The organism is Frateuria sp. GZRR35 (assembly GCF_051900415.1).
In the GTDB taxonomy this organism is placed as follows: Bacteria; Pseudomonadota; Gammaproteobacteria; order Xanthomonadales; family Rhodanobacteraceae; genus Frateuria_A.
Genome location: NZ_JBHZGL010000004.1, coordinates 15,341 through 37,274, shown reverse-complemented (window position 1 = coordinate 37,274; position 21,934 = coordinate 15,341). Strand labels below are relative to the sequence as shown.

At 67.0% G+C, this 21,934-nt stretch carries 19 protein-coding genes; 17 read left to right on the top strand and 2 right to left on the bottom strand.

Going from position 1 to position 21,934, the window contains the following annotated elements:
• The 11 genes from tssF to ACFWZ3_RS06305 all read left to right on the top strand — a co-directional run bounded on the left by tssF (nt 1) and on the right by ACFWZ3_RS06305 (nt 10,515).
• A complete protein-coding gene (gene tssF, locus ACFWZ3_RS06355) occupies nt 1-1,884 on the top strand; it encodes a type VI secretion system baseplate subunit TssF (RefSeq protein ID WP_439706899.1) in 1,884 nt (627 codons plus the stop codon).
• On the top strand, nt 1,848-2,867 hold the full coding sequence (tssG, locus tag ACFWZ3_RS06350) for a type VI secretion system baseplate subunit TssG (RefSeq protein WP_439706898.1): 1,020 nt from the start codon (nt 1,848-1,850) through the stop codon (nt 2,865-2,867). Before tssF ends, tssG begins: the two co-directional genes overlap by 37 nt.
• 32 nt (nt 2,868-2,899) lie before the next feature.
• A complete protein-coding gene (locus tag ACFWZ3_RS06345) occupies nt 2,900-3,121 on the top strand; it encodes a hypothetical protein (RefSeq protein ID WP_439706897.1) in 222 nt (73 codons plus the stop codon).
• A 128-nt stretch (nt 3,122-3,249) separates the two neighbouring features.
• Nucleotides 3,250-5,985: a type VI secretion system ATPase TssH gene (gene tssH / locus ACFWZ3_RS06340; RefSeq protein ID WP_439706896.1), complete on the top strand. Its 2,736-nt coding sequence runs from the start codon at nt 3,250-3,252 to the stop codon at nt 5,983-5,985.
• Nucleotides 5,986-5,993: 8 nt separating this feature from the next.
• Nucleotides 5,994-6,458 carry a hypothetical protein gene (locus tag ACFWZ3_RS06335; protein ID WP_439706895.1) on the top strand — a complete coding sequence of 155 codons (465 nt, stop codon included), beginning with the start codon at nt 5,994-5,996 and terminating at the stop codon, nt 6,456-6,458.
• Nucleotides 6,459-6,466: 8 nt separating this feature from the next.
• Nucleotides 6,467-6,697 (top strand): hypothetical protein, encoded by a 231-nt coding sequence (locus tag ACFWZ3_RS06330; RefSeq protein ID WP_439706894.1) that lies wholly within the window; start codon nt 6,467-6,469, stop codon nt 6,695-6,697.
• Nucleotides 6,698-6,757: 60 nt separating this feature from the next.
• Nucleotides 6,758-6,970 (top strand): hypothetical protein, encoded by a 213-nt coding sequence (locus tag ACFWZ3_RS06325; RefSeq protein ID WP_439706893.1) that lies wholly within the window; start codon nt 6,758-6,760, stop codon nt 6,968-6,970.
• A gap of 235 nt (nt 6,971-7,205) precedes the next feature.
• Nucleotides 7,206-8,171: a DNA/RNA non-specific endonuclease gene (locus ACFWZ3_RS06320; RefSeq protein ID WP_439706892.1), complete on the top strand. Its 966-nt coding sequence runs from the start codon at nt 7,206-7,208 to the stop codon at nt 8,169-8,171.
• A gap of 178 nt (nt 8,172-8,349) precedes the next feature.
• The gene (locus tag ACFWZ3_RS06315) at nt 8,350-8,724 is read left to right on the top strand and encodes a hypothetical protein (RefSeq protein WP_439706891.1); all 375 of its coding nucleotides are present in this window, start codon (nt 8,350-8,352) and stop codon (nt 8,722-8,724) included.
• Between the two features lie 250 nt (nt 8,725-8,974).
• Nucleotides 8,975-9,988, top strand: a complete 1,014-nt coding sequence (locus tag ACFWZ3_RS06310; protein ID WP_439706890.1) for a hypothetical protein — start codon at nt 8,975-8,977, stop codon at nt 9,986-9,988.
• A gap of 239 nt (nt 9,989-10,227) precedes the next feature.
• Nucleotides 10,228-10,515 (top strand): PAAR domain-containing protein, encoded by a 288-nt coding sequence (locus tag ACFWZ3_RS06305; RefSeq protein WP_439706889.1) that lies wholly within the window; start codon nt 10,228-10,230, stop codon nt 10,513-10,515.
• A 155-nt stretch (nt 10,516-10,670) separates the two neighbouring features.
• Here ACFWZ3_RS06305 and ACFWZ3_RS06300 read toward each other — a convergent pair whose 3' ends face one another.
• Together ACFWZ3_RS06300 and ACFWZ3_RS06295 are read right to left on the bottom strand one after the other, a co-directional pair.
• Nucleotides 10,671-11,162 carry a hypothetical protein gene (locus ACFWZ3_RS06300; protein ID WP_439706888.1) on the bottom strand — a complete coding sequence of 164 codons (492 nt, stop codon included), beginning with the start codon at nt 11,160-11,162 and terminating at the stop codon, nt 10,671-10,673.
• 29 nt (nt 11,163-11,191) lie between these two features.
• Complete coding sequence (locus tag ACFWZ3_RS06295) at nt 11,192-11,422, bottom strand: N-acetylmuramidase domain-containing protein (RefSeq protein WP_439706887.1); 231 nt, start codon at nt 11,420-11,422, stop codon at nt 11,192-11,194.
• 245 nt (nt 11,423-11,667) lie between these two features.
• Between ACFWZ3_RS06295 and ACFWZ3_RS06290 the strand changes: the two genes are divergently transcribed.
• The 6 genes from ACFWZ3_RS06290 (at nt 11,668) to tssM (ending at nt 21,934) form a co-directional block, all read left to right on the top strand.
• Nucleotides 11,668-13,689 (top strand): type VI secretion system Vgr family protein, encoded by a 2,022-nt coding sequence (locus tag ACFWZ3_RS06290; RefSeq protein ID WP_439706886.1) that lies wholly within the window; start codon nt 11,668-11,670, stop codon nt 13,687-13,689.
• Nucleotides 13,690-13,701: 12 nt separating this feature from the next.
• On the top strand, nt 13,702-14,244 hold the full coding sequence (locus ACFWZ3_RS06285) for a DUF6931 family protein (RefSeq protein ID WP_439706885.1): 543 nt from the start codon (nt 13,702-13,704) through the stop codon (nt 14,242-14,244).
• Between the two features lie 16 nt (nt 14,245-14,260).
• Nucleotides 14,261-15,559, top strand: a complete 1,299-nt coding sequence (tagH, locus tag ACFWZ3_RS06280) for a type VI secretion system-associated FHA domain protein TagH (protein WP_439707112.1) — start codon at nt 14,261-14,263, stop codon at nt 15,557-15,559.
• A 190-nt stretch (nt 15,560-15,749) separates the two neighbouring features.
• On the top strand, nt 15,750-17,087 hold the full coding sequence (gene tssK / locus ACFWZ3_RS06275; RefSeq protein ID WP_439706884.1) for a type VI secretion system baseplate subunit TssK: 1,338 nt from the start codon (nt 15,750-15,752) through the stop codon (nt 17,085-17,087).
• 28 nt (nt 17,088-17,115) lie between these two features.
• Complete coding sequence (gene icmH, locus ACFWZ3_RS06270; RefSeq protein ID WP_439707111.1) at nt 17,116-18,423, top strand: type IVB secretion system protein IcmH/DotU; 1,308 nt, start codon at nt 17,116-17,118, stop codon at nt 18,421-18,423.
• Between the two features lie 4 nt (nt 18,424-18,427).
• Complete coding sequence (gene tssM, locus ACFWZ3_RS06265) at nt 18,428-21,934, top strand: type VI secretion system membrane subunit TssM (protein WP_439706883.1); 3,507 nt, start codon at nt 18,428-18,430, stop codon at nt 21,932-21,934.

The following is a 21,934-nucleotide window of genomic DNA, read 5'->3' as shown; positions in this document are numbered from 1 at the left end:
ATGAATCCCCATCTCCTGCGCTACTACAACCGGGAACTGCAGCACGTCCGTGAAATGGGCGCGGAGTTCGCGCGCGAGTATCCGAAGATCGCCGGACGCCTGGGCATGGAAGGCTTCGAGTGCGCCGACCCCTACGTCGAGCGCCTGCTGGAAGGTTTCGCTTTCCTGGCCGCGCGGGTGCAGCTGAAGCTGGATGCGCAGCAGCCGGTATTCACCCAGCACCTGATGGAGATGGTCTACCCGCACTACCTGGCGCCGGTGCCCTCGATGGCGGTGGTGGAGCTGGCGGCGGACCTCAAGGACAGCGCGCTCGCCGCCGGCCACCGGGTACCGCGCGATACCGCGCTGCGCAGCCTGATCGGCCGCGACGAGCGCACCGCTTGCGAGTACCGGACAGCGCATGACGTCACGCTCTGGCCATTGCGGATCACCGAGGCCAAGTATTTCGACACGCCCGCGGCGATCGCCGCGGCAGGCGTGGATATTCCTGCCGACGGCAGCGTGCGCGCGGGACTGCGCCTGAAGCTCGCAGTCACCGCGGGCGCCCAGGCAAGCGAGCTCGCGCTGGACGAGCTGCCGGTGTTCATCGCCGGCGCCGACGAACTGCCCAAGCGGCTGTACGAGCAACTGCTCGGCAACGCCATCTCGGTGGTGGTGCGCGGCAAGGACGGCGCAGGCATGCGCAGCACGGTATTGCCGGCAAACAGCATCCGTCCCAAGGGGTTCGACGACGCCGAGGCAATGATTCCCTACAGCGGTCGCTCGTTCAGCGGCTACCGGCTGCTGCAGGAATACTTCGCCTGCCCTGAGCGCTACCTGTTCGCGGTGTTCACCGGGCTGCGCCAGGCGCTGTCCCGGGCACAGGGGAGCGAGTTCGAGATCGTGGTGCTGTTCGACCGCGGCGTGAGCCGCCTCCACAACGCGGTGGACGCGGGCAACTTCCGCCTGTTCTGCACGCCGGCAGTGAACCTGTTCCCGCGGCGCGCCGATCGGATCCACCTGCAGCAGGGCAGGTCGGAGTACCACGTGCTGGCCGACCGCACGCGGCCGATGGACTTCGAAATCCACTCGATCGGGCAGGTCGAAGGCTTCGGCGACAGCCAGGAGCCCGAGCAGCGATTCCAACCGTTCTACGGCTGCGACGAACGCAGCTGGCAGAGCGGCCATGGGGCCTTCTACACACTGCGCCGCGAGCCGCGCCAGCTGTCATCGCGACAGAAGCTGCAAGGCGCGCGATCGAGCTATGTCGGCAGCGAGCTGTTCATTGCGCTGGTCGACTCGAACGAGGCGCCCTACGCGAGTCGACTGCGACAAGTCGGCATGCAGCTGATGTGCACCAACCGCGACCTGCCGCTGCAGATGCCGGTGGGCAAGGCCAATACCGACTTCACCATGGACGTCGGCGCGCCGGTCGAGTCGATACGCTGCGTGGCCGGCCCGACCAAGCCGCGCGCGTCGGTTGCCAGCGGCGAAACCGCCTGGCGACTGGTCAGCCACCTGCAGCTCAATTACGTCTCGCTGCTGGGCGAGGGCAATGCCGAGGGCGCCGCCGCGCTGCGCGAAATGCTGACGCTGTACTGCGACGAGTTTGATCCGGCCGCGCGCCGGCAGATCGACGGCATCAAGACGGTAACCTCCCAGTCGATCGTGCGGCGCATCCCGGTCCCCGGGCCGATCAGCTTCGGTCGCGGACTGGAGATCACCCTGACCTGCGACGAGGGTGCCTTCGAGGGCACCGGCGCCTTCCTGCTCGGTTCGGTGATGCAGCATTTCTTTGCGCGCTACGTATCGATCAACTCCTTCACCGAGACGGTGCTGCGCACCCTCGAACGCAACGAGGTAGCCCGATGGCCGGCACGGCTGGGCACGCGCCAGACGCTGTAGTGCTCGAGCGGGCACTCGAAGAGCGGCCGGGCGACTTCGACTTTTTCGAGGCGATCCGGCAGCTCGAATGCGCGCACCCGTCACGGCCGCGGCTGGGCGAGTCGACCAAGCCGTCGGAGGACTTCGTGCGGTTGTGCCAGACGCCTTCGCTGGCGTTCGCACCACGCGCCATCGATCGCTACCAGCGCGCCACCGAAGGGCGTCCGGCACGTCTGCACGCGCTGTTCTTCGGCCTGTTCGGGGTCAATGCGCCGTTGCCGTTGCACCTGACCGAGTACGCGCTCGACCGCGAACGCAATGCACGCGATACCACGCTGACCGCATTCGCCGACATCTTCCACCACCGCATGGCCAGCCTGCTGTACCGCACCTGGGCCAACGCCCAACCCACGGTGCAGGCCGACCGGCCGGCACAGGACCGCTTCCGGCTCTACACCGGCGCACTGGTGGGCATGGCCACCCCCGGACTGGAAGGCCGCGATGCGCTCCCGGACGACTACAAGCGCTACTTCGCCGGACGCATGGTGGCGCAGACGCGCAACGCCGAGGGCCTGCGCAGCCTGCTGCAGCACTTCTTTGCCGTCTCCGTGCGAGTGCTCGAATTCGTCGCCGAGTGGATGCGCCTGCCGCACGAGGCATACCTGCGGCTGGGTTGCTCCACCGACGTGGCGTGCCTGGGCCGCACCGCGGTCATCGGCGCCAATGTCTGGGGGGCGCAGCAGCGGTTCCGCCTGCGGATAGGCCCGTTGGATCGCGGCCAGTTCGAGCATTTCCTGCCTGGCGGCCTCGCGTTGGCGCAACTGGCCGCCACGGTGCGGAGCTACGTCGGCGATGAAAAATGCTGGGACGTGCAACTGGTGCTCAAGCGTGAAGCGGTGCCGGTGGCCCGGTTGGGCAGGGCGGGTCGGTTGGGCCTGAGCACCTGGATGGGAAAACCACAGCGTACCGACGACAGCGACGATGTCGTGTTGTCGGTCGCCTAGGCGGAAGGGGCGAGCACGCGGACTCTGGATGCATGACGATCAGCGCACACAGCTTGACCATGGCGGTTCTCGCGGTCGACGCCAGGGTCAACGAACTGAAAAAACAAATCGCCGGCTCTCGCGATCCGGATCTGTCGGACCTGGAGCAGCAACTGCTTTCCTATTCGAAGGCAAAAATGGAGCTGAAACGCATGTATGTCCAGATGCACAAAGCCTCGGACAACCTGCCTCCTTACGAAGAGCTTGTCGAATAACCGGAAAGTTTGACGCCATACCGCCACACATTGGCAGATAGCCCTCGCCGGTGCGGCGAGGCAAAAGCTACAACTCTCACGTTCTTTTTCGCGCAGCGAAGAGACCACTGGAACAAGGAAAACGTGTCATGGCCGAGATCAGTCGCAGCGCCCTGTTCGGGAAACTCAACAAGCTCGCCTACCGGGGCATCGAAAGCGCGACCGTGTTCTGCAAGCTGCGCGGCAACCCCTACGTGGAGCTGGTGCACTGGATCCACCAGATCCTGCAGCTGCAGGACTCGGACCTGCACCGCATCGTCAAGCAGTTCAACATCAATCCGTCCAACCTCGCGCGCGACGTCACCGACGCGCTGGACAAGTTGCCGCGCGGCTCGACCACCATCACCGACCTGTCCTCCAACGTCGAGGAAGCGGTCGAGCGCGGCTGGGTGTTCGCCACGCTGATGTTCGGCGAGGCGCAGGTGCGCACCGGCTATCTGATGGTCGGCGTGGTGCGCACGCGTCACCTGCGCAACGCGCTGGTCGCCATCTCGCCGGAGTTCGACAAGATCAAGCCCGAATCGCTGGTGGAGAAGTTCGCCGAAGTGGTGGCCGGCTCGCCCGAGGACGGACAGGGCGCCAGCGACGGGTTCCAGATGGGCGGCGCGGTGCCTGGCGAGGCCAGCGGCGCGATGGGTCCGGCGCAGATGGGCAAGCAGGAGGCGCTCAAGCAGTTCACCGTCGACCTCACCGAGCAGGCGCGTAGCGGCAAGATCGACCCGATCGTCGGGCGCGACGAGGAAATCCGGCAGGTTGTCGACATCCTGATGCGCCGCCGGCAGAACAACCCGATGCTGGTTGGCGAGGCGGGGGTCGGCAAGACCGCGGTGGTCGAAGGCTTCGCGCTGCGCATCGCACAGGGCGACGTGCCGCCGCAGCTCAAGGATGTCGAGCTGCGCACGTTGGACGTAGGTCTGTTGCAGGCCGGCGCCAGCATGAAGGGCGAGTTCGAGAACCGCCTGCGCCAGGTGATCGAGGAAGTGCAGTCATCGCCGAAGCCGATCATCCTGTTCATCGACGAGGCGCACACCCTGGTCGGCGCCGGTGGCGCGGCCGGTACCGGCGACGCAGCCAACCTGCTCAAGCCGGCGCTGGCGCGCGGCAACCTGCGCACGGTCGGCGCCACCACCTGGGCCGAGTACAAGAAGCACATCGAGAAGGACCCCGCGCTGACCCGGCGCTTCCAGACCGTGCAGGTCGACGAGCCGAGCGAGGAGAAGGGCATCCTGATGATGCGCGGCGTCGCCAGCGTGATGGAGAAGCACCACCGCGTGCAGATTCTGGACGAGGCGCTGGAGGCGGCGGTCAAGCTCTCGCACCGCTACATCCCCGCGCGCCAGTTGCCGGACAAGGCCGTCAGCCTGCTCGACACGGCCTGCGCCCGCGTGGCGATCAGCCAGCACGCCGTGCCGCCGGAAGTGGACGACACCCGCAAGCGCATCCAGGCGCTGGAAACCGAGCTGGCCATCATCGCCCGCGAGAAGACCATCGGCGTGGATGTGGCCGAACGCGAGGCCGCCGCCGGCGAAAAGCTGGCCGAGGCGAAGGCGCGCCTGGAAACGCTGGAGGTCAACTGGCAGGTCGAGAAGGGCCTGGTCGAAAAGATCCTCGCCATCCGCGCACGCCTGCGTGGCGACACCGCACCCGTCGAGGGTACCGGGAGCGCACTGGAGCAGGCCGCCAACGCCGAAGCCGGCGAGGTCGCCGTGGCCAGCGCCGTGCTGACCGACGCCGAACGCGCTGCCGCGCTGGAAGAGCTCAAAGGCCTGCAGGTGCAGCTGTCCGAGCTGCAGGGCGAAAGCCCCTTGATCCTTCCGACTGTCGACTACGTGGCCGTCGGTTCGGTGGTTTCCGACTGGACCGGTATCCCGGTCGGCCGCATGGTCAAGAGCGAACTCGAAACCGTGATGAACCTGGCCGGCCTGATGGGCAAGCGCGTGATCGGCCAGGACCATGCGATGGAGATGATCGCCAAGCGCATCCAGACCAGCCGCGCCGGTCTGGATAACCCCAACAAGCCGATCGGCGTGTTCATGCTCGCCGGCACCTCCGGCGTGGGCAAGACCGAGACCGCGCTGGCGCTGGCCGAAGCGCTTTACGGCGGCGAGCAGAACCTGATCACCATCAACATGAGCGAGTTCCAGGAGGCGCATACCGTCTCTACGCTCAAGGGTGCGCCCCCGGGCTATGTCGGCTACGGCGAAGGTGGCGTGCTGACCGAGGCGGTTCGTCGCAAGCCGTACTCGGTGGTGCTGCTGGACGAGGTGGAGAAGGCGCACCCGGACGTCCACGAGATCTTCTTCCAGGTGTTCGACAAGGGCGTCATGGAAGACGGCGAAGGCCGCCAGATCGACTTCAAGAACACCCTGATCCTGCTCACCACCAACGCCGGCACCGACCTCATTGCCAGCCTGTGCGCCGACCCCGAACTGATGCCCGAGCCCGAAGGCATGGCCAAGGCGCTGCGCGAGCCGCTGCTGAAGGTGTTCCCGCCGGCGCTGCTCGGCCGCCTGGTCACCATCCCGTATTTCCCGCTCAGCGAGGCGATGCTGGGCGAGATCGTCAAGCTGCAGCTCAATCGCATCAAGAAGCGCATCGAGGCGCGCTACCGCATCCCGTTCGAGTACGACCAGGACGTGGTGAAGCTCGTGGTCAGCCGCTGCACCGAGAGCGAATCGGGCGGCCGCATGATCGACGCCATCCTGACCAATACCATGCTGCCGGACATCAGCCGCGAGTTCCTCAACCGGATGATCGATGGCAGGCCGGTCCAGGGCGCCAGGGTTGGCGTGGACAACGGTGACTTCTCGTACGCATTCGACTGAGCCCCGTCGTGACCGACGCGTTGAAAAACATCTATCGCGACGCCGGGCGTTCGAAGTACTACTTCGACGATACGACTCCGCGCGATCTCTATCGTGGACAGAGCAAGAACGAGGCGCGCCAGGGCAGGCCCGTGCTCCATCCCAACCCGGGCTTTCGCCGGAGGGACGGCTCCGAGCGGTTGCCCGACGTAAAGATCGTCGAGCGGGACGGAAGGCAGATCGTCATCGGGTGCCGTTGCGTGTCCGGTGATTATCGCGGCGTTTCGACATTCGACCGGACCACGGCGCTGGGTGGATTCCGCTGGTACAGGCTGCCCAAGGGAACTGCCATCCCGGAAGCGATCGCGGTCACTCAGGACTCGGACTTCAGCGACCGCGCCAACCACTTCACTCTGGCGCCCAAGGACGACATGCCGCTGGAGCTGTTCCAGATCTGGCTCAACGCCCTGGCCAAAAACCTGCAGCAGGAATGAGAACGTCCATGGATATATCGATACAGACGCTCATGCTCGCCATCAAGGCCATGCAACGCGACGCGGCGTGGCACGAGCAGCGTGCATGCGACGACCAGATCACTGACGAGGATGCCGAGTACTACGGCCAGTACGCGCTGGACCTGTCGCGCGCCTTGAGCGAACTGGGCACCGTTTACGAAGTGGCAAGGAAGCAACATCCCGATAGCCCTTCCGTCGACGACCTGTTGGCCGGATAGCTCATGGGATCCGCTTATTACTTCCGATATCCAACACTCAACCACTAGAAGGGGAGCGTCATGCCTGGACACGGCAATTGTTATCTGGTGATCAACGCGGGGGCCAATACGTACTACCGCTACATCAAGAAATATTCCGACGCGCAGGAAAAGGCATTCATCGTGGATGCAAAGCTGGCCGAAGTGGGCGGCAATGCGGGGCTGGCTGCCACTGTGCGTGTGGGAGCCATCCAGCGCAAAGCCGTGGAGCCGACCAACGGCACGGAGATCTGAAATCTTTGGTGGCAGCGATGGCAGGCGGCGGTTGCGACGCGCCTGTGGTCTCTGCGTTGGGACGCGGCCCGTTGCCCTTGCTGTTGGTCGGGATAGCGATATCCCGACGACATGCAGACGTACGGATCACGGCATTTCGGGGTCTTGGCCATTGGCCTGCGGTGCCGCGCCGCCCGCTTCGGATCTTCGTGGGCCGATCGGGCACGGTCCACTTCAACTGCGTTAGGAGAAAGCGATGTGGGGTTGGGACGACTGGTCGAAGAAGCGATTGATGATTCAGCGGGAACAGTTCCAGCAGGCGGGGCGTTTCCGGTTGCGGCCGGCCAAGGTGCTGGGCTTGATCCACCTGACCGGCAAGAAGCGCAGCGCGGCGAACGCGCAGCCATTGGCCTACAACTTCCAGGCTGACCAATACGAAGGGCGCCTCTTCAATACCGAGGCGGGCCACATCTTCGGCTTGAGGCTGGGCGGGGTCAACGAGTCGGAAAACGTCGTTCCCATGTTTGCACACGTCAACCGCCGTGATTTTCGCGAGCTGGAGCGTCAGGTGGAGACCCGTTACAGCCCCGGAAGCGGCCACGGCTTGTGCATCAGCCTGGCTTACGGCGACGCAGACGAGCCGCGGATGCCGACGCAGATAAACGTGCAGATGCTGCGCGACATGGCGATCCGCGACGACGGTACCTTCGACGGCCATACCGTCTATTCGACCGGCATCCGGCAGGACGTGCCGGTGGTGACGCGGATCGCGATCGATGCGCACATGCAAGCGGCCTTCGAACAGGCTCGGTCCAAGGTGGCGCAAGGGTGGTGCTTGGAGCAAGTGGAGAACGTCAACAGCGCGGGGTTGCCGCCGAAGGAACGCAGGCCCTATGCATTCCTGGACTACCTCATGTTCAATCCGAACGATTCCGTCCCCTTGGACGGCATCGGCCAGGTCGGTCGATTCCAGAAATTTTCCAAGGCGCAACGCAGCCTGGTTGCGCTGGGCAATCGCTATTCGCAGCAAGGGGCGCGGCTGGGCGAGTGCTGGAGCGACGAGGCCGACGATCCGGTGAAAACGGCGCTGCTCGACCTGGGGTCGGATTCGGGCGTCGAGATCGATCATATCGTCCCGATGAGTCGGGGTGGCTACAACGCCTTCAGCAATGCCCAGGTGACCAGTCGGAAGTTCAACGGTTCGAAGAACAACAACGTTTAGATCCTTTCGGCTGAGGAAAGGAAACACCCGGTTCGTACCCGAAAGCTATCGCGCGTTTCACGCGCGACGCTTCGTGGCAGCAGAGGAGGGCGCGCGCCCGCACGAACGTTCAACTACTGGGATATCGGTACCCAGGCACGATAACCACCGACGCACCACAAACCGGGAAGGCCCAGCCGTGAACCATGACAAACCCAGCTCCAGCCGTCCTTCGCCTCCGCTGGTCGAGCCGATCGTCCACGACGGTGTGCGCTACGAACAGGACATGCACGGTTATCGACATGGCGGCACCCAGTCCGGCGGTTATCTGGTAGCTGTCGATCAGGCGACCGGAGACCACTTGTGGGCGCTCAAGGTCTATGACGTGCCGGACCAGGATGCCGCCGGCGTGAGCACGCCAGGGCGCTATTTCAAGAGCATGCGGCTGCTGCCCGGTGGCGGATCGATCGAGGTTCATAGCGAAACCGGCGGTAGATATGCGGTGGATCTGAAACAGCGGACGTCGACGTGGATCAGCGGCCCGGACAGCCTGCACAAGGCGCAGGACGGGTAATGAGATCCCCACGGCCGGTCCCCTGTTCGCCACGGCCACACACGGCCTTGCGTGCGCAATGCGCCACACAGTCCACTCGCGACAACGTGCGCAACTGTATTGCCGGTTATCTGTCCGGTTCGTTCGCGGCGAGGTTCTACAAGTAACGGCGGGCCGGGTGCGGGCAACCGCGCAGTCCATGGCACCGGCCGCACAGAACGGCCCGCTCGCAAGCGGTGACCGAAACGCATCAACACAGCGGGAACCACCTATGCCGACCACGACTTTGAGCATCGAGGAATTCCGGGCGCTGGGCGAATTGGCCAAGGCGCGCCGCACGCTGCTGGTGAACATGTTCGCCGGCACCCAATTGAAGTTCGGCATGACCAGCCGGCTCTCGTCGGCCAAGCAACTGCTGTCCAGCGGCAAGAAGGTCGTGTCCTCGACCGAGAAACTGGTCAAGGGCGGCAAGGCCGCCGGCAAGCTGGCCAGTCTGCCGGGCATGAAAGAGGCCGTCAGCGACTTCATCGTCGAATGCGCGGATGTCTCCGGCATCGAGGACGTCATCGAGGCAGTATCCGGCGATGTCCTGTCCGAACTGATCGCCGAGATCACGCCGTTCCTGGGCGTGGTCACCAGTGGCGTGAAACTGGTCAAGGCAGGCAAGGCCGTCGCCCAGGACGGTTACAACCTCTACAAGAGTGCGGACTACAAGCAGGGTTTCCGTCCCGGCGATCCTTATGCGGCGGCGGAGGCCATCCAGGTCATCATCAAGCGCGACCTGGCGCGGCACTCGGTCAAGCTGGGGCAGCAAAGCGTGGCCACCGGCGCCAAGATCGCAGGCCTGTTCGCCGACTTCGGCACCGCCACCACCGCCGGTATCGGCGCGGCCAACGCGCTCGCCAGCCTGGGCCTGCAGTTGTTCTCGCTTGGTTTGGACATCAAGGACATGCGTGCAGGCAACAAGCGCCTGGCCACGCCTAACAGCCTCGACCTGACGGTGTTCAACGAATGCCCGGTGCTGGGTTGCTACCTGCTCACCTGCGCCGATACCTCCTCGGTGGCAAACATGTTCGTGGCGGATATCGGCCTGCCGGGGTGGATGGACCGGGTCGAGCAGATGAAGAAGAAGCAGATGGACCCAATGCTCAAGATCGCCAGCAAGAACATCCAGGGCTCGCGCCTTCAGCTTGAGGGGCTCAGCAGCAACAAGGGCACGCATTCGAAGAAGGGGTTCTTCGCGGGCGTCAAGAGCAAGGCGCTCAAGCAGGTCGGGCTGGCCTGAACCCCGGCGTGAAGAGGGCGTGACCAGATTCGCCGCGTTTTTACGGATTCACCTATAGGCAACGCTGGCCGGCCCGGCCGGCGTGCCGCCACCAGGGGGAGCCCGCCGGCGTCGACGGCGGCACGAAATCCAGGCTGGAAGCCGTTCCCTGTGGGTCCGGACTGCCGATGGAAGCTATCGGCAGCCGGCGCGGCGCGTCGCCGCATGATCGGGCCGGTCACCTTCAGCCGAGGAATTGCATGCAGCCCGCCGCCCGCCTCACCGACATGCATGTCTGCCCGATGGTCACCGGCGTGGTGCCCCACGTGGGCGGCCCGATCGCCGCGCCCGGCGCCCCCACGGTGCTGATCGGCGGCTTGCCTGCGGCTCGCATGGGCGACATGGCAACCTGCGTGGGCCCGCCCGACAGCATCGTCCTGGGCTCGCCCAAGGTGCTGATCGGCGGCCAGCCGGCCGCGCGCATGGGGGACAGCTGCGCGCACGGCGGCACGATAGTGCTCGGCTGCTTCAAGGTTTTGATCGCTTGATGGACGCCGCGGCCGTGCGAGCAGTGTCGTCCACGCTTTCGGCCCAGCTGCGGGGCGATATCGCGGCGACCTCTTCAGGCGGGCGCTCCCTGGCCCAAGGACTGCACCGTGAGGGTGGACAGGTGGCGCCCCCCGCGAACGGGCTGGCCGCGCGCTCAGGGGCAGTCGCCACCGTTGAGCGCGTTGTCCGCATCGCAGCGCAGGCTCTTGCCGAGCGCATCCAGGCGGCCCTCGACCGGCCCGTCGCAGGGCACTTCGTGATCGGTACCGTCGGCGGTGGTCACGCGCACGCCGGCGCTGCGGTGGCCGTCTTCGGTGTAGTCGAACACGGCGTAGTCGACCCCGCCGCGGCTGAAGCCGACTTCGCTGCGCTCGGTCTGGTAGCGCGTGTAGTGCGCGTAGCCCAGCTGTTGCGCGCCTTGCGAGGCATCGTCCGGAAAGGCCAGTTCCAGCTTGTCCGGCTTGCCGTAGCGGTACTGCACCGCGGGCAGGCTTCCGCACAGGCTGATCGTCTTGTGTCGCGCGGTCGGGCAGCTGAAATAGGTGGTTTCGCCGACGCGGCACAGGCCCGCCGCGAGCGAGCTGGCCGGTCCGGCGCAGGAGCCGGCGAGCAGCGAGGCGATCGAAAGAACAACAACGCGTTGCATGGTTTGGACCTGCGGTCGGGATGGATCGGTCACGGGCGGGAGGTCAGCGCGTGATAAGCCTTCTGGAGCTTGCCGTCGTAATCGTTGGCCTTGTAGCCGGGGCCGTTGCAGGCCTTGGCGAAGGCGGCGCAGTCGCGCTTCTTCAAGGCCGCATGCATCGCCTTGTTCGTGCCGACGAAACTCGCGAAGGCGCAAAGGTGTTCGGTTCCCGAGCGCGACAGCGCAAGCACGAACGTCTGCACCGGCCGGTGGCGAACCACGGCATGGCATCGGTCGGGCGGCGCAGCCATCCGGCAACCAGGGGATCGGGAATGCAGGAATGGAACACGGCGGTTTCGCTCGCGGGAAAGGGATCGGGAAACCCCGCCGGCGCGTATGCGTGGGCGACACGGCGGTCATCCCTGCTGCCGGGCGTGCGCCGCTCTTATAGCAGTTTTCCTGCCGCGGTCGCGCCCGGTGCGCGCGCGGCAACCATGACGTCGCGTTGTGCGCAGAGGAAGGACCCATGAGCCAGCAGATCACGCTTTCCTCGCCCCAGTGCGAAGGCCTGCTCTTCACCAGCATGGTGGCCGAGGAACAGCTCGGGCGCATGTTCTCCTATCACGTCGATTTCGTGAGCCGTGACGAGAAGATCGACCTGAACGGCCTGCTCGGCACGTCGATGACGGTGGGGCTGGAAGCCGACGGTTTCTTGCGCCACTTCAACGGCATCGTGTGCGAGGCGGCGCAGACCAGCGCCGAAGTCATCGACGGGCTCAACTATGCCCACTACACCGTGCGCCTGGTGCCCAAGCCCTGGCTGCTGGTGGACAAGTTCGACTGCCGCATCTACACCGAAATGACGGTGCCGGACATCGTCAAGCAGGTGCTCGCCGAGGCCGGCTACACCGACGTCAAGCTGAGCCTGAGCTCCAGCTACGTGGCGCGCGACTACTGCGTGCAGTACCGCGAAAGCAGCCTGAACTTCATCAGCCGCCTGCTGGAGCAGGAGGGCATCTACTACTACTTCGTCCACGATGCGGGCACGCACACGATGGTGCTGGCCGATGGCATCGGTGCGCACCTCAAGGCCGCGCACTTCGACAAGGTGGCCTATTCGACCACCCGCGACAGCGCGTTGCGGACCGAGGCCACGATCAGCGACTGGGACGCCTCGCGCGGCCGCGACGTGAGCAAGGTACAGCTGACCGATTACGACCCGCTCAAACCCAAGGCTTCGTTGCTGGGCAACGGCACCGGTGGCGCGCAAGGCGTGAAGGGCCCTGACGGATTCGACTTCCCCGGCGGCCACTTCGATGCCCGGGTCGGTCAACACTTCGCGCAGGTGCGCGCCGAAGCGCTCAGCGCGTCGCGCTCGCACTACAACGGCAACACCTCGGCGTGCGGCATCGAGATCGGCGGTCTGTTCTCGCTGACCGGCTTTCCGCGCAGCGATCTGAACCAGGAATACCTGGTGATCGGCACCGCGATGCAGCTCCATGGCGGCAGCTATGCATCCGGTGCCGGAGCGGACGCGCCATCTTTCAGCTGCGGCTTCCAGGCGATCGAGAGCAGCCGACCGTTCCGCACCCTGCCCACGGCCGTAAAGCCGTCCATCGTGGGCCTGCAGACCGCCGTGGTCACCGGCAGCGAAACCGACGAGGACATCGCGATCGACGACCACGGTCGCGTGCAGGTGACCTTCCACTGGAACAAGCCGGACAAGCCCAATGCCAAGAGCTCCTGCCCGGTGAGGGTGGCCTCGACCTGGGCGGGCAAGGGCTGGGGCGCGGTCAGCCTGCCGCGCGTGGGGCAGGAGGTGGTGGTCAGCTTCCTCGAGGGCGACCCGGACCGCCCGTTGATCATCGGCAGCGTCTACAACGGCGATAACGCGCCGCCCTACGGCCTGCAGGCGACCAAGACGCAGAGCGGCATCAAGAGCCGCAGTCTGCTCGGCGGCGCGGCCGACTTCAACGAACTGCGCTTCGAGGACAAGAAGGGCGAGGAGGACTTCTTCATCCACGCCCAGAAGGACATGCACGAGGAGGTCGAGAACGACCACGTCGTCACCATCGACCACGACGAGACCGTAACGGTCAAGCACGACCAGACGCTCACCGTGGAAAACGACCAGACCGAGACGATCAAGCACGACCGCAAGCTCACCGTGCAGAACGACGACAAGCTGGACGTCACCAACAACGGCACCACCACCATCGGCCAGAAGTTCAAGCTCTCGGCCGGCACCGAGATCGAGCTGGTCACCGGCGCGTCCAGCATCGTGCTCAAGAGCTCGGGCGACATCGAGATCAAGGGCATCAACATCAAGATCACCGGCAGCGTCGGGGTCAAGGTCGAGGGCCAGGTGGAGGTCGGCGTCAAGGCGGGCGCCACCATGGACCTGGGCGCAGGCGCCAGCCTCAAGGTGCATTCGGACGCGATGGTCGAAGTCGCCGGCAGCGCCATGGCCACCGTCAAGGCACCCATGCTCACGCTCAAGGGCGATGGCATGAACCAGGTGTCCGGCGGCGTCGTGATGATCGGGTAAGGGGAGAGCGCCATGTCGATCGTCATTCAGGCTGCCGAACAGATGGAACTGGGTGCGCCCGCGCGCGCCCGGCTGGAACCGGGAATGAGCCCGCGCGAGGCCGTGCAGGTCCTGCTCGAGGGCGGCGATACGCAGGACGCGCTGAAGCTGCTTGCGCGCCTGCTGCCCAAGCGCTACGCAGTGGCGTGGGCCTGCCAGTGCGCGCGCGACGCGGCATTGCCGCTGGAGGACCGGGCCGGCGCTGCACTCGCCGAACAGTGGGTGCGCGAACCGGAGGAACCCCACCGCCGCGCTGCGTTCGAGTTCGCCAATGCCGGTGGCTACAAGAGTATCGGCGCCTGGCTGGCCGCCTGCGCCGGCTGGGCCAGCGGCAGCCTGGCGCCGGCGACCCAGGAAACCCCCGTGCCCCCGGCCGAACACCTGACCGCCTGCGCCGTGGTCGCGGCGATCAACCTGATGGCCGGGCTCGAGCCCGAACGCTTCGAGCAGCGGCGTGCCGGCTTCATGGCGCGCGCCATGAGCCTGCTCGGCGCCGGCGAAATGCAGACCAGCTGAGGAGCCACGCGTGCCTATTCCACAGACACTCGTCCTGGCCGTGCTCGGCCCGCACGCTGCGCAGTTCGGTGCCCGCAGCCAGAAGTCGTTCGAAGGCCGCGACGGCAGCATCGGCCGCGCGGAGGACTGCGACTGGGTGCTCGGCGCCGCCGGCGTCTCGCGCGTGCACGCCATGGTGCGCTGCCTCAACGGCATGTACTTCATCGAGGACCGCAGCACCAACGGGATGCTGCTCAACGGCCGCCCGCTGGTGAAGGGCGATCCGGCCTCGCTCAAGGATGGCGACCGCCTGCAGATCGACACCTTCGAGGTGGCCGTGCGGCTGCAGGCCGATAGCGCCACCCTGGTGCAGCCGACCCCGGCACCGGCGCCGGCGATCGCAGCGGCCGCGCCGCTGCCCGGTGGCGACTTCCTCGACGAAATGCTGGGTGGTCCGTTTGGCGCGCCGCAGCCGCCCGCACGCGGCCTGCCGGACGAACCGCTGATCCCCGTCTCCGGTGGCTCGGCCGCCGCGCTCGATCCGTTGGCGTTCCTGGACGAGCCGTTCGGCGCGCCGCCCGCGCCCGCGCCGGCGCCAGCCGCCGACTGGAACCATTCCAGCAGCATCGCCGATCACTTCCACCCGCCGGGCGTTGCCGGCCAGCGCCAGGCGCTGCCGGAAAACTGGGATCTCACCATGGGCGATTTCGCGCCCAAGGGGCCGTCGGCCCCGGCCCCCGCCCCGGTCCCCGCGCCACCGCCCGCGACCCCGGTGGCGCCGCCAGCCATGTCTGCCGCCGCGATGGCACCGGTCGCCGGCGTGCCGCCCGAACTGGACACGATTTTCCGCATCGTCGTCGACGGGGTGATGGACGTGTTGCGCGCCCGTGCCGAGATCAAGAACACCTTCCGCCTGCCGGTCACGTTGATCCAGCGTTCGGAAAACAATCCGCTGAAGTTCGCGCCGACCGCCGACGAGGCGTTGCAGAAGTTGCTCGCCCCGGCCAACGGCGCGTTCCTTTCCGGCACCGACGCCTTCCAGGACGCCTTCGACGACATCCGCTGCCACCAGATGGCGATGCTGGCCGGGGTGCGCGCGGGCTTCGAGGCGGTGCTGGCGCATTTCAATCCGGACCGCCTGGAGCAGGAAGTGGACGGCAGCAAGCGCTCGGCCTTCGGCGGCAAGGGCCGTTACTGGGAGCGCTACCGGGAGAATTTCGAGAGCCTTGCCAAGGACCCGGACGAGTGTTTCCGGCGCCTGTTCGGCGACGAGTTCGCGCGCGCCTACGAAGAGCAGTTGGCGCGGCTCAAATCGGCGCGGATACGGCAGCGGTGAGCGGGCATGGCGCCTTTCACGTGAAAAACACGCACTAGAAGAAGGGCCTCCTACGCCAGGGGATCCCTGCAGGAGCGCCTTTGGGCGCAACCGCGGGATTTGGGGGCAGGCGCCCGCAGGGAGCTCGAAGCCGCCATCGCGTCCAGGGGCGCAGGACGCCGCAAAGCAACCACCAGCAGACAGGTCGGTCATGACGCAAAACAACAAAGTGGTATGGAGCGAAGGCCTGTTCCTGCGCCCGCAGCACCTGCAGCAGCAGGAGCGCTACTTCGAGCGCTTCGTCGAGCTGCGCGCCGGTGCGCTGCGGCCCTACGCCTGGGGCTTCCAGGAGCTGGAGCTGGAGCCCGACCTGCTGGCCATCGGCAAGCTCGGCATCCGCCGCGCGCGGGGTATCTTCCCCGACGGCACGCCGTTTTCGATGCCCGGTGACGATCCGCTGCCGGCGGCGCTGGAAGTCGACGCCAACTGGCGCGACCAGACCGTCTACCTGACCCTGCCGCTGCGCTCGCCCACCCAGCCGGAAAGCGGCCGGCCGGAAGCGCCGGCCGAGCGGCTGTTCCGCTACCGCGTGCGCGAGACCGAGGTGCGCGACAGCTCCGGCAGCGTCGAGGGCATGACACCGCTGGAAGTCGGCGGCATGAGCACGCGCCTGCTGCCGCAGTCGCAGCCGATGGAAGGGCTGGCGCAGATCCCGGTCGCACGGATCGTCGAATGCCGCGCCGACCGCCGCGTCATGCTGGACGAAACCTTCATGCCTACGGGCTTGAGCTGCCAGGCCGTGCCGCGGCTGGTGACCTTCCTCACCGAGCTGCTCGGCCTGCTGCACCAGCGCGGCGAGGCGCTGGCCAGCCGCGTGGCGCTGACCGATCGAGGCGGCGCGGCGGAGATCGCCGACTTCCTGATGCTGCAGGTGGTCAACCGCTACCAGCCACTGGTCGCGCACCTGGCCGAGGCGCCGCTGGAACACCCGGAAGCCTTCTACCGCACGCTGGTGGCGATGGCCGGCGAACTGACCACCTTCACCGCGCCGGGCAAGCGCCCGCCGATGTTCCCGCCGTACCGCCACGAGCTGCTGCGCGAGAGCTTCGAGCCGGTGATCGTCTCGCTGCGCAACGCACTCAGCGCGGTGATGGAGCAGACCGCCATGCCGATCCCGCTGCAGCAGCGCAAGTACGGCGTGTGGGTGGCGGTGGTGCCGGACCTTACGCTGATCGACACCGCCGCGTTCGTGCTTTCGGCCAAGGCCGACATGAAGTCCGAGGACCTGCGTCGGCAACTGCCCGCACACGCCAAGATCGGCCCGACCGAAAAGATCCGCGACCTGGTCAACCTGCAACTGCCCGGCATCGCGGTGCAGCCGATGCCGGTGGCGCCGCGCCAGATTCCCTACAACGCGGGCTACCTCTACTTCGAGTTCGACAAGCACTCGCCGATGTGGCGCGAGCTGAAGACCTCCGGCGGCATCGCGTTCCATTTCGGCAGCGAGTTCGCCGGCCTCGACCTGCAACTGTGGGCCATCCGGAGTTGATGCCATGAGCGGTCCCTTCGACGAGGACATGCGCGACGCCACCGTGGTGCGCCCGCGCGCGGCCCCAGCCCCGGCCGCGCCCGTGGCGCCGCCACCGGCCGCCCACGCGGCACCACCGGCTGCCTACGCGGCCGCGGCCCAGCCGGCACGCGAGGAAGACATCAGCGGTTTCCTCGGCGGCGGCATGAACCCGCTGGTGCAGGCGGCCAGCCCGCTGCTGCTGCTGGCCGTGCAACTTCGCCACAGCGCCACCGCGCCGGACGCCGCGCGCCTGCGCGAGCAGGCCACCACGCAGGTGCGCCGTTTCGAAAGCCGCGCGCAGGCGTCCAACCTGCCGCAGCAGACCGTGCTCGCGGCGCGCTACGTGCTGTGCACCATGCTCGACGAGTCGGTGCTCAACGCGCCCTGGGGCGAGCACAGCGGCTGGGCGCAACAGACCCTGCTGGTGGCGTTCCACAGCGAGTCCTATGGCGGCGCCAAGTTCTTCCAGATCCTCGAGCGGCTGTGCGCGGATTTTTCTAAGCACATCGACCTGATCGAGCTTATGTACATCTGCCTGGCGCTGGGCTTTGGCGGGCGCTACCAGATCGAGGCGGGTGGACGCGCCCGGCTTGCCGACATCCAGGAAGATCTCTATCGGCGCATCAAGGAACAGCGCACGCCCGCCACGCAGGAACTGGCGCCGCACTGGCGCGGCGTGGAAGACCGGCGCAACCCGCTGGTGCGTTACGTACCGTTGTGGGTGATCGCCACCGCCGCTGCCTGCGTGCTGCTGGCGGCCTTCCTGTTCTTCTACACCCGGCTCAATGACGCGGCTGCACCGGTCAATGCGCAACTTGCCCGGGTCGGGCTCGAAGGCGCGACGCCGCCGGATACCGCGCACCGTCCCACCCCCGAGCGCAAGCGCCTCAAGCAATTGCTGGCGCCGGAAGAGCAGGCGGGGATGCTGACCATCGACGAGCAACCTGACGGGCAGGCGATGCTGCGCCTGTCCGGCAACGCGATGTTCGCCTCCGGCGGCGTCGACGTGAACGATCGCCAGCTGCCGCTGCTGCAGAAGATCACCGCCGCGCTCAACCAGGTGCCCGGCCGTGTGATCGTGATCGGCCACACCGACGACCAGCCGATCCACTCGCTGAAGTTCAAGGACAACTTCGCGCTGTCGGCCGCGCGCGCGCAGTCGGTGCGGCAGATCCTGACGCAGGGGCTGGACAGCCCGGGCCGCATCGAATCGACCGGCGCCGGCGCCTCGCAGCCGATCGCGCTGCCGCCGGACCTGCCGGAAAACCGCACGCGCAACCGCCGCGTCGAAATCAAGTTCATCCCGGAGACCTGACGCCGTGGCGAAGTTGCTGAGCCTTTTGAAGTCCGCCTGGTTCGTCACGCTCATTGGCGTGCTGCTGCTCTCGGTGCTGGTGTGGCTGGGTGGCCCGTACCTGGGTATCGGAGACTCGCAGCCGCTAGCCAGCCCGGTCGCGCGGTTGCTGCTGATCATGCTGATCGTGCTGGCCTGGGGCGCCTGGCTGCAGGTCCAGGCGCTGCGCGCGCGCGGCAAGGCCAACAAGATGTCCGGCGAGCTGGCCGGGCAGGGCGGCACGGCACCCGCCGACGCCGGCGACAACCGCAGCGTGGGCGAGCGCTCGCAGCTGCAGGGCCGCTTCGCCGAGGCGGTCGAGATGTTGCGCAAGCGCCGTCGCGGCAATTTGTACGCGTTGCCCTGGTACGTAGTGATCGGCCCGCCGGGCTCGGGCAAGAGCACGCTGCTGCAGAACTCCGGGCTCAACTTCCCGCTGTCCGAGCGCTTCGGCAAGGAAGCGCTGCGCGGCGTCGGCGGCACCCGCAACTGCGACTGGTGGTTCACCGACGAGGCGGTGTTCCTCGATACCGCCGGGCGCTACACCACGCAGGACTCGGACCGCTCGGCCGACGCCACCGCCTGGGGCGAGTTCCTCAAGCTGCTGCGCCGCTACCGCAAGCGTCGCCCGATCAATGGCGTGATCGTGGCGATGAGCCTGTCCGACCTGATGGTGCTGGACGAGAATGGTCGGCAGGAACATGCCCGCGCGATCCGCCGGCGGCTGGACGAGCTCGCCGAACATCTCAAGATCGGCGTGCCGGTGTACCTGGTGCTGACCAAGTGCGATCTGGTGGCCGGGTTCGGCGAGTTCTTCGACGACATGAACCCCGAACTGCGCAGCCAGGTCTGGGGCGTGTCGTTCCCGCTCGGCAAGACCATGGACGGCAGTGCCGCCAAGGCCTTCGCCGACGAGTACCGCCTGCTGCTCGACCGGCTCAACACGCGCACGCTCGACCGCCTGCACGCCGAGCGCGACCGCGGCCGTCGCGCCGCCGTGCTGTCCTTCCCGCAGCAGCTCGCCTCGCTGGGCGAGACCGCGCGGCAGTTCGTCGAGGGCGTGTTCGCCGGCCACGCCTACGGCACGCCGCCGTTGCTGCGCGGCGTCTACCTCACCTCCGGCACGCAGGAAGGCACGCCGATCGACCGCATGATGGGCGCGGTGGCGCGCACTTTCGGCCTGGATGCCGCGCGGGTGAATCCGCAGGGCGCGCAGCGACGCACGTTCTTCGTGGAGCGGTTGCTGAAGGAAGTGCTGTTCCGCGAGTCCGGGCTCGCGGGCACCAACCCCGCGATCGAACGGCGCAAGGTCGCCGTGCAAATGGCCGCCTACGCCGGCATGGCGCTGTTCTCCGTGCTGCTGTGCTTCGGATTCGCCACCAGCTATGCGCGCAACCGCGCTTACCTGGGACAGGTGCAGGATGCGCTGAAGGGCTACCCCGCCGGCGTCGACCTGCCGGCCAGCGCCACGCCGAAGGAGTACTTCGCCAAGGTGCTCGACCGGCTCGAAGCGCTGTCGGCCGTGCAACAGACCGCCACGCCCGAGGGCGGCGTGCCGATGTCGATGCGCCTGGGCCTTTACCAGGGCAACGCGGTCGGCGAAGACCTGCACGCGGCCTACCTGCGCGAGCTCAACGCGCTGCTGCTGCCCGGCGTGGGTGCGCAGTTCCGCGGTGGCCTGGCCGCCAGTGCGTCCGATCCGCAGGCGCTCTACTACTACCTGAAGGGCTACCTGATGCTGGGCGAGCCCAAGCATCTGGATGCCGACGAGCTGGTGGCGCTGGCCAACCTGGAATGGCGCAAGGTGTTCCCGGACGAGCCGGTGCTGCAGCAGGCGCTGGCGAAGCATTTCCAGGCGCTGGTGGAGGAGCCGGGCCAGTTGCGCGCGCTGCCGCTGGATGCGGCGCTGGTGGAGCAGGCACGCACCACGCTGCGCACCGCCGACCTTTCCACGCTTGTGTACGGCAGCATGAAGCTGTCGGCCGAAAACGCCGGCAAGCCGCTGCAACTGGACAAGGAGCTGGGCCTGCTCGGCAACGTGTTCCGCCGCCAGAGCGGCAAGCCGCTGTCCGCACCGTTGCCGGCGGTGTACACCCAGCCGGTGTTCGCCATCGAAGCGGACAAGGGCGTGGGCGAGGCGGTCAGGCAGTTCGCCGCTGACGACTGGGTCTTTGGCGCCGAGCCGATCGACGCGCTGGCGCAGGCACGCCTCTCGCGCCAGGTGCTGGCGCTCTACGAGGCCGACTACATCAAGGCCTGGGACACGCTGCTGACCGACCTGCAACTGCAGCCGGCCGCCAGCATCCAGGACGCGAGCACGATCGCCGCCAAGCTTTCTGGCCCGAGCTCGCCGCTCAAGTCGTTGCTCAAGCTGGTGCGCGACAACACCAGGGACATGCTGCGCGCGGCCACGCCCGACGGCGGCGACAAGGCGCTCGATGCGGCCAAGGACGCCGCCGCCAAGAAAGCCACGCAGAATGCGTTGGGCCGCGCGCTGGCCAAGGCTGGCGGTGCCGGGGCGGATGAGGCGCCGCCCGGGAGTGCCATCAGCGCGCACTTCGACACGCTCAACAAGCTGAGCGAAGGCGCGCCCGGCGCTGCGCCGATCGACCAGACCCTGGCCGCGCTGGACCAGTTGAGCAAGACGCTGCTCACCATGACCGACTTCAGCGACGCGGCCGGCCAGCCCAACCCGCAACTGCTGATGGCGCAGCAGGCCGCTGCGCAGTTGCCGCCGCCGGTGTCCGGCTGGGTCGCTTCGCTCACCGGCAAGAGCCAGGCGCTGGTCGCCAGTGGTACCAAGGGCGCGCTGGACGAGCAGTTCCAGCAGGCCGCGGCGCAGGACTGCGCGGCCTTCACCCAGGGCCGTTTCCCGTTCTCCCCGACCAGCCGCAACGACATCCCGGTACAGAACTTCGGCGAGATGTTCGGCTACGGCGGGCGCTACGACGGCTTCTTCAAGCAGACCCTGGCCAAGCTGGTCGACACCAGCGGGCGCAGCTGGCAGTGGAAGAGCGGCCCGGGCGCGGTCAGTGGTTCGGCCTCGATGCTGGCGCAGATGCAGCTGGCCGACAGCATCAAGCAAATGTATTTCCGCAACGGCAGTCCCACGCCGGAAGTCGGTTTCACCCTGCTGGCGCCAGTGCTTGCGCCCGGCATCGGCCACTTCGCCATCGCCGTCGACGGGCAGACCTTCGACTACAAGCCGGGCGGCAGCACCAGCATGGCGATGAAGTGGCCGGGGCCGACGCCGGGGCAGGTGAAGGTCTCGGCGTGGGATACCTCCGGCAACCTGCTCAGCAGCTACGACTACCAGGGCGACTGGGCGTTCTTCCACGCGCTGCAGGCGGCCAAGCTCTCCCGCCAGTCGGACCTGCGCTACCAGGCACACTTCGATTTCGGCGGCCAGGCGGTGCAGCTGGTCGTCCAGGCCAGCAACCTGAAGAATCCGTTCCTCAATACGCAGGTGCAACGCTTCCGGTGCGGAGGCTAG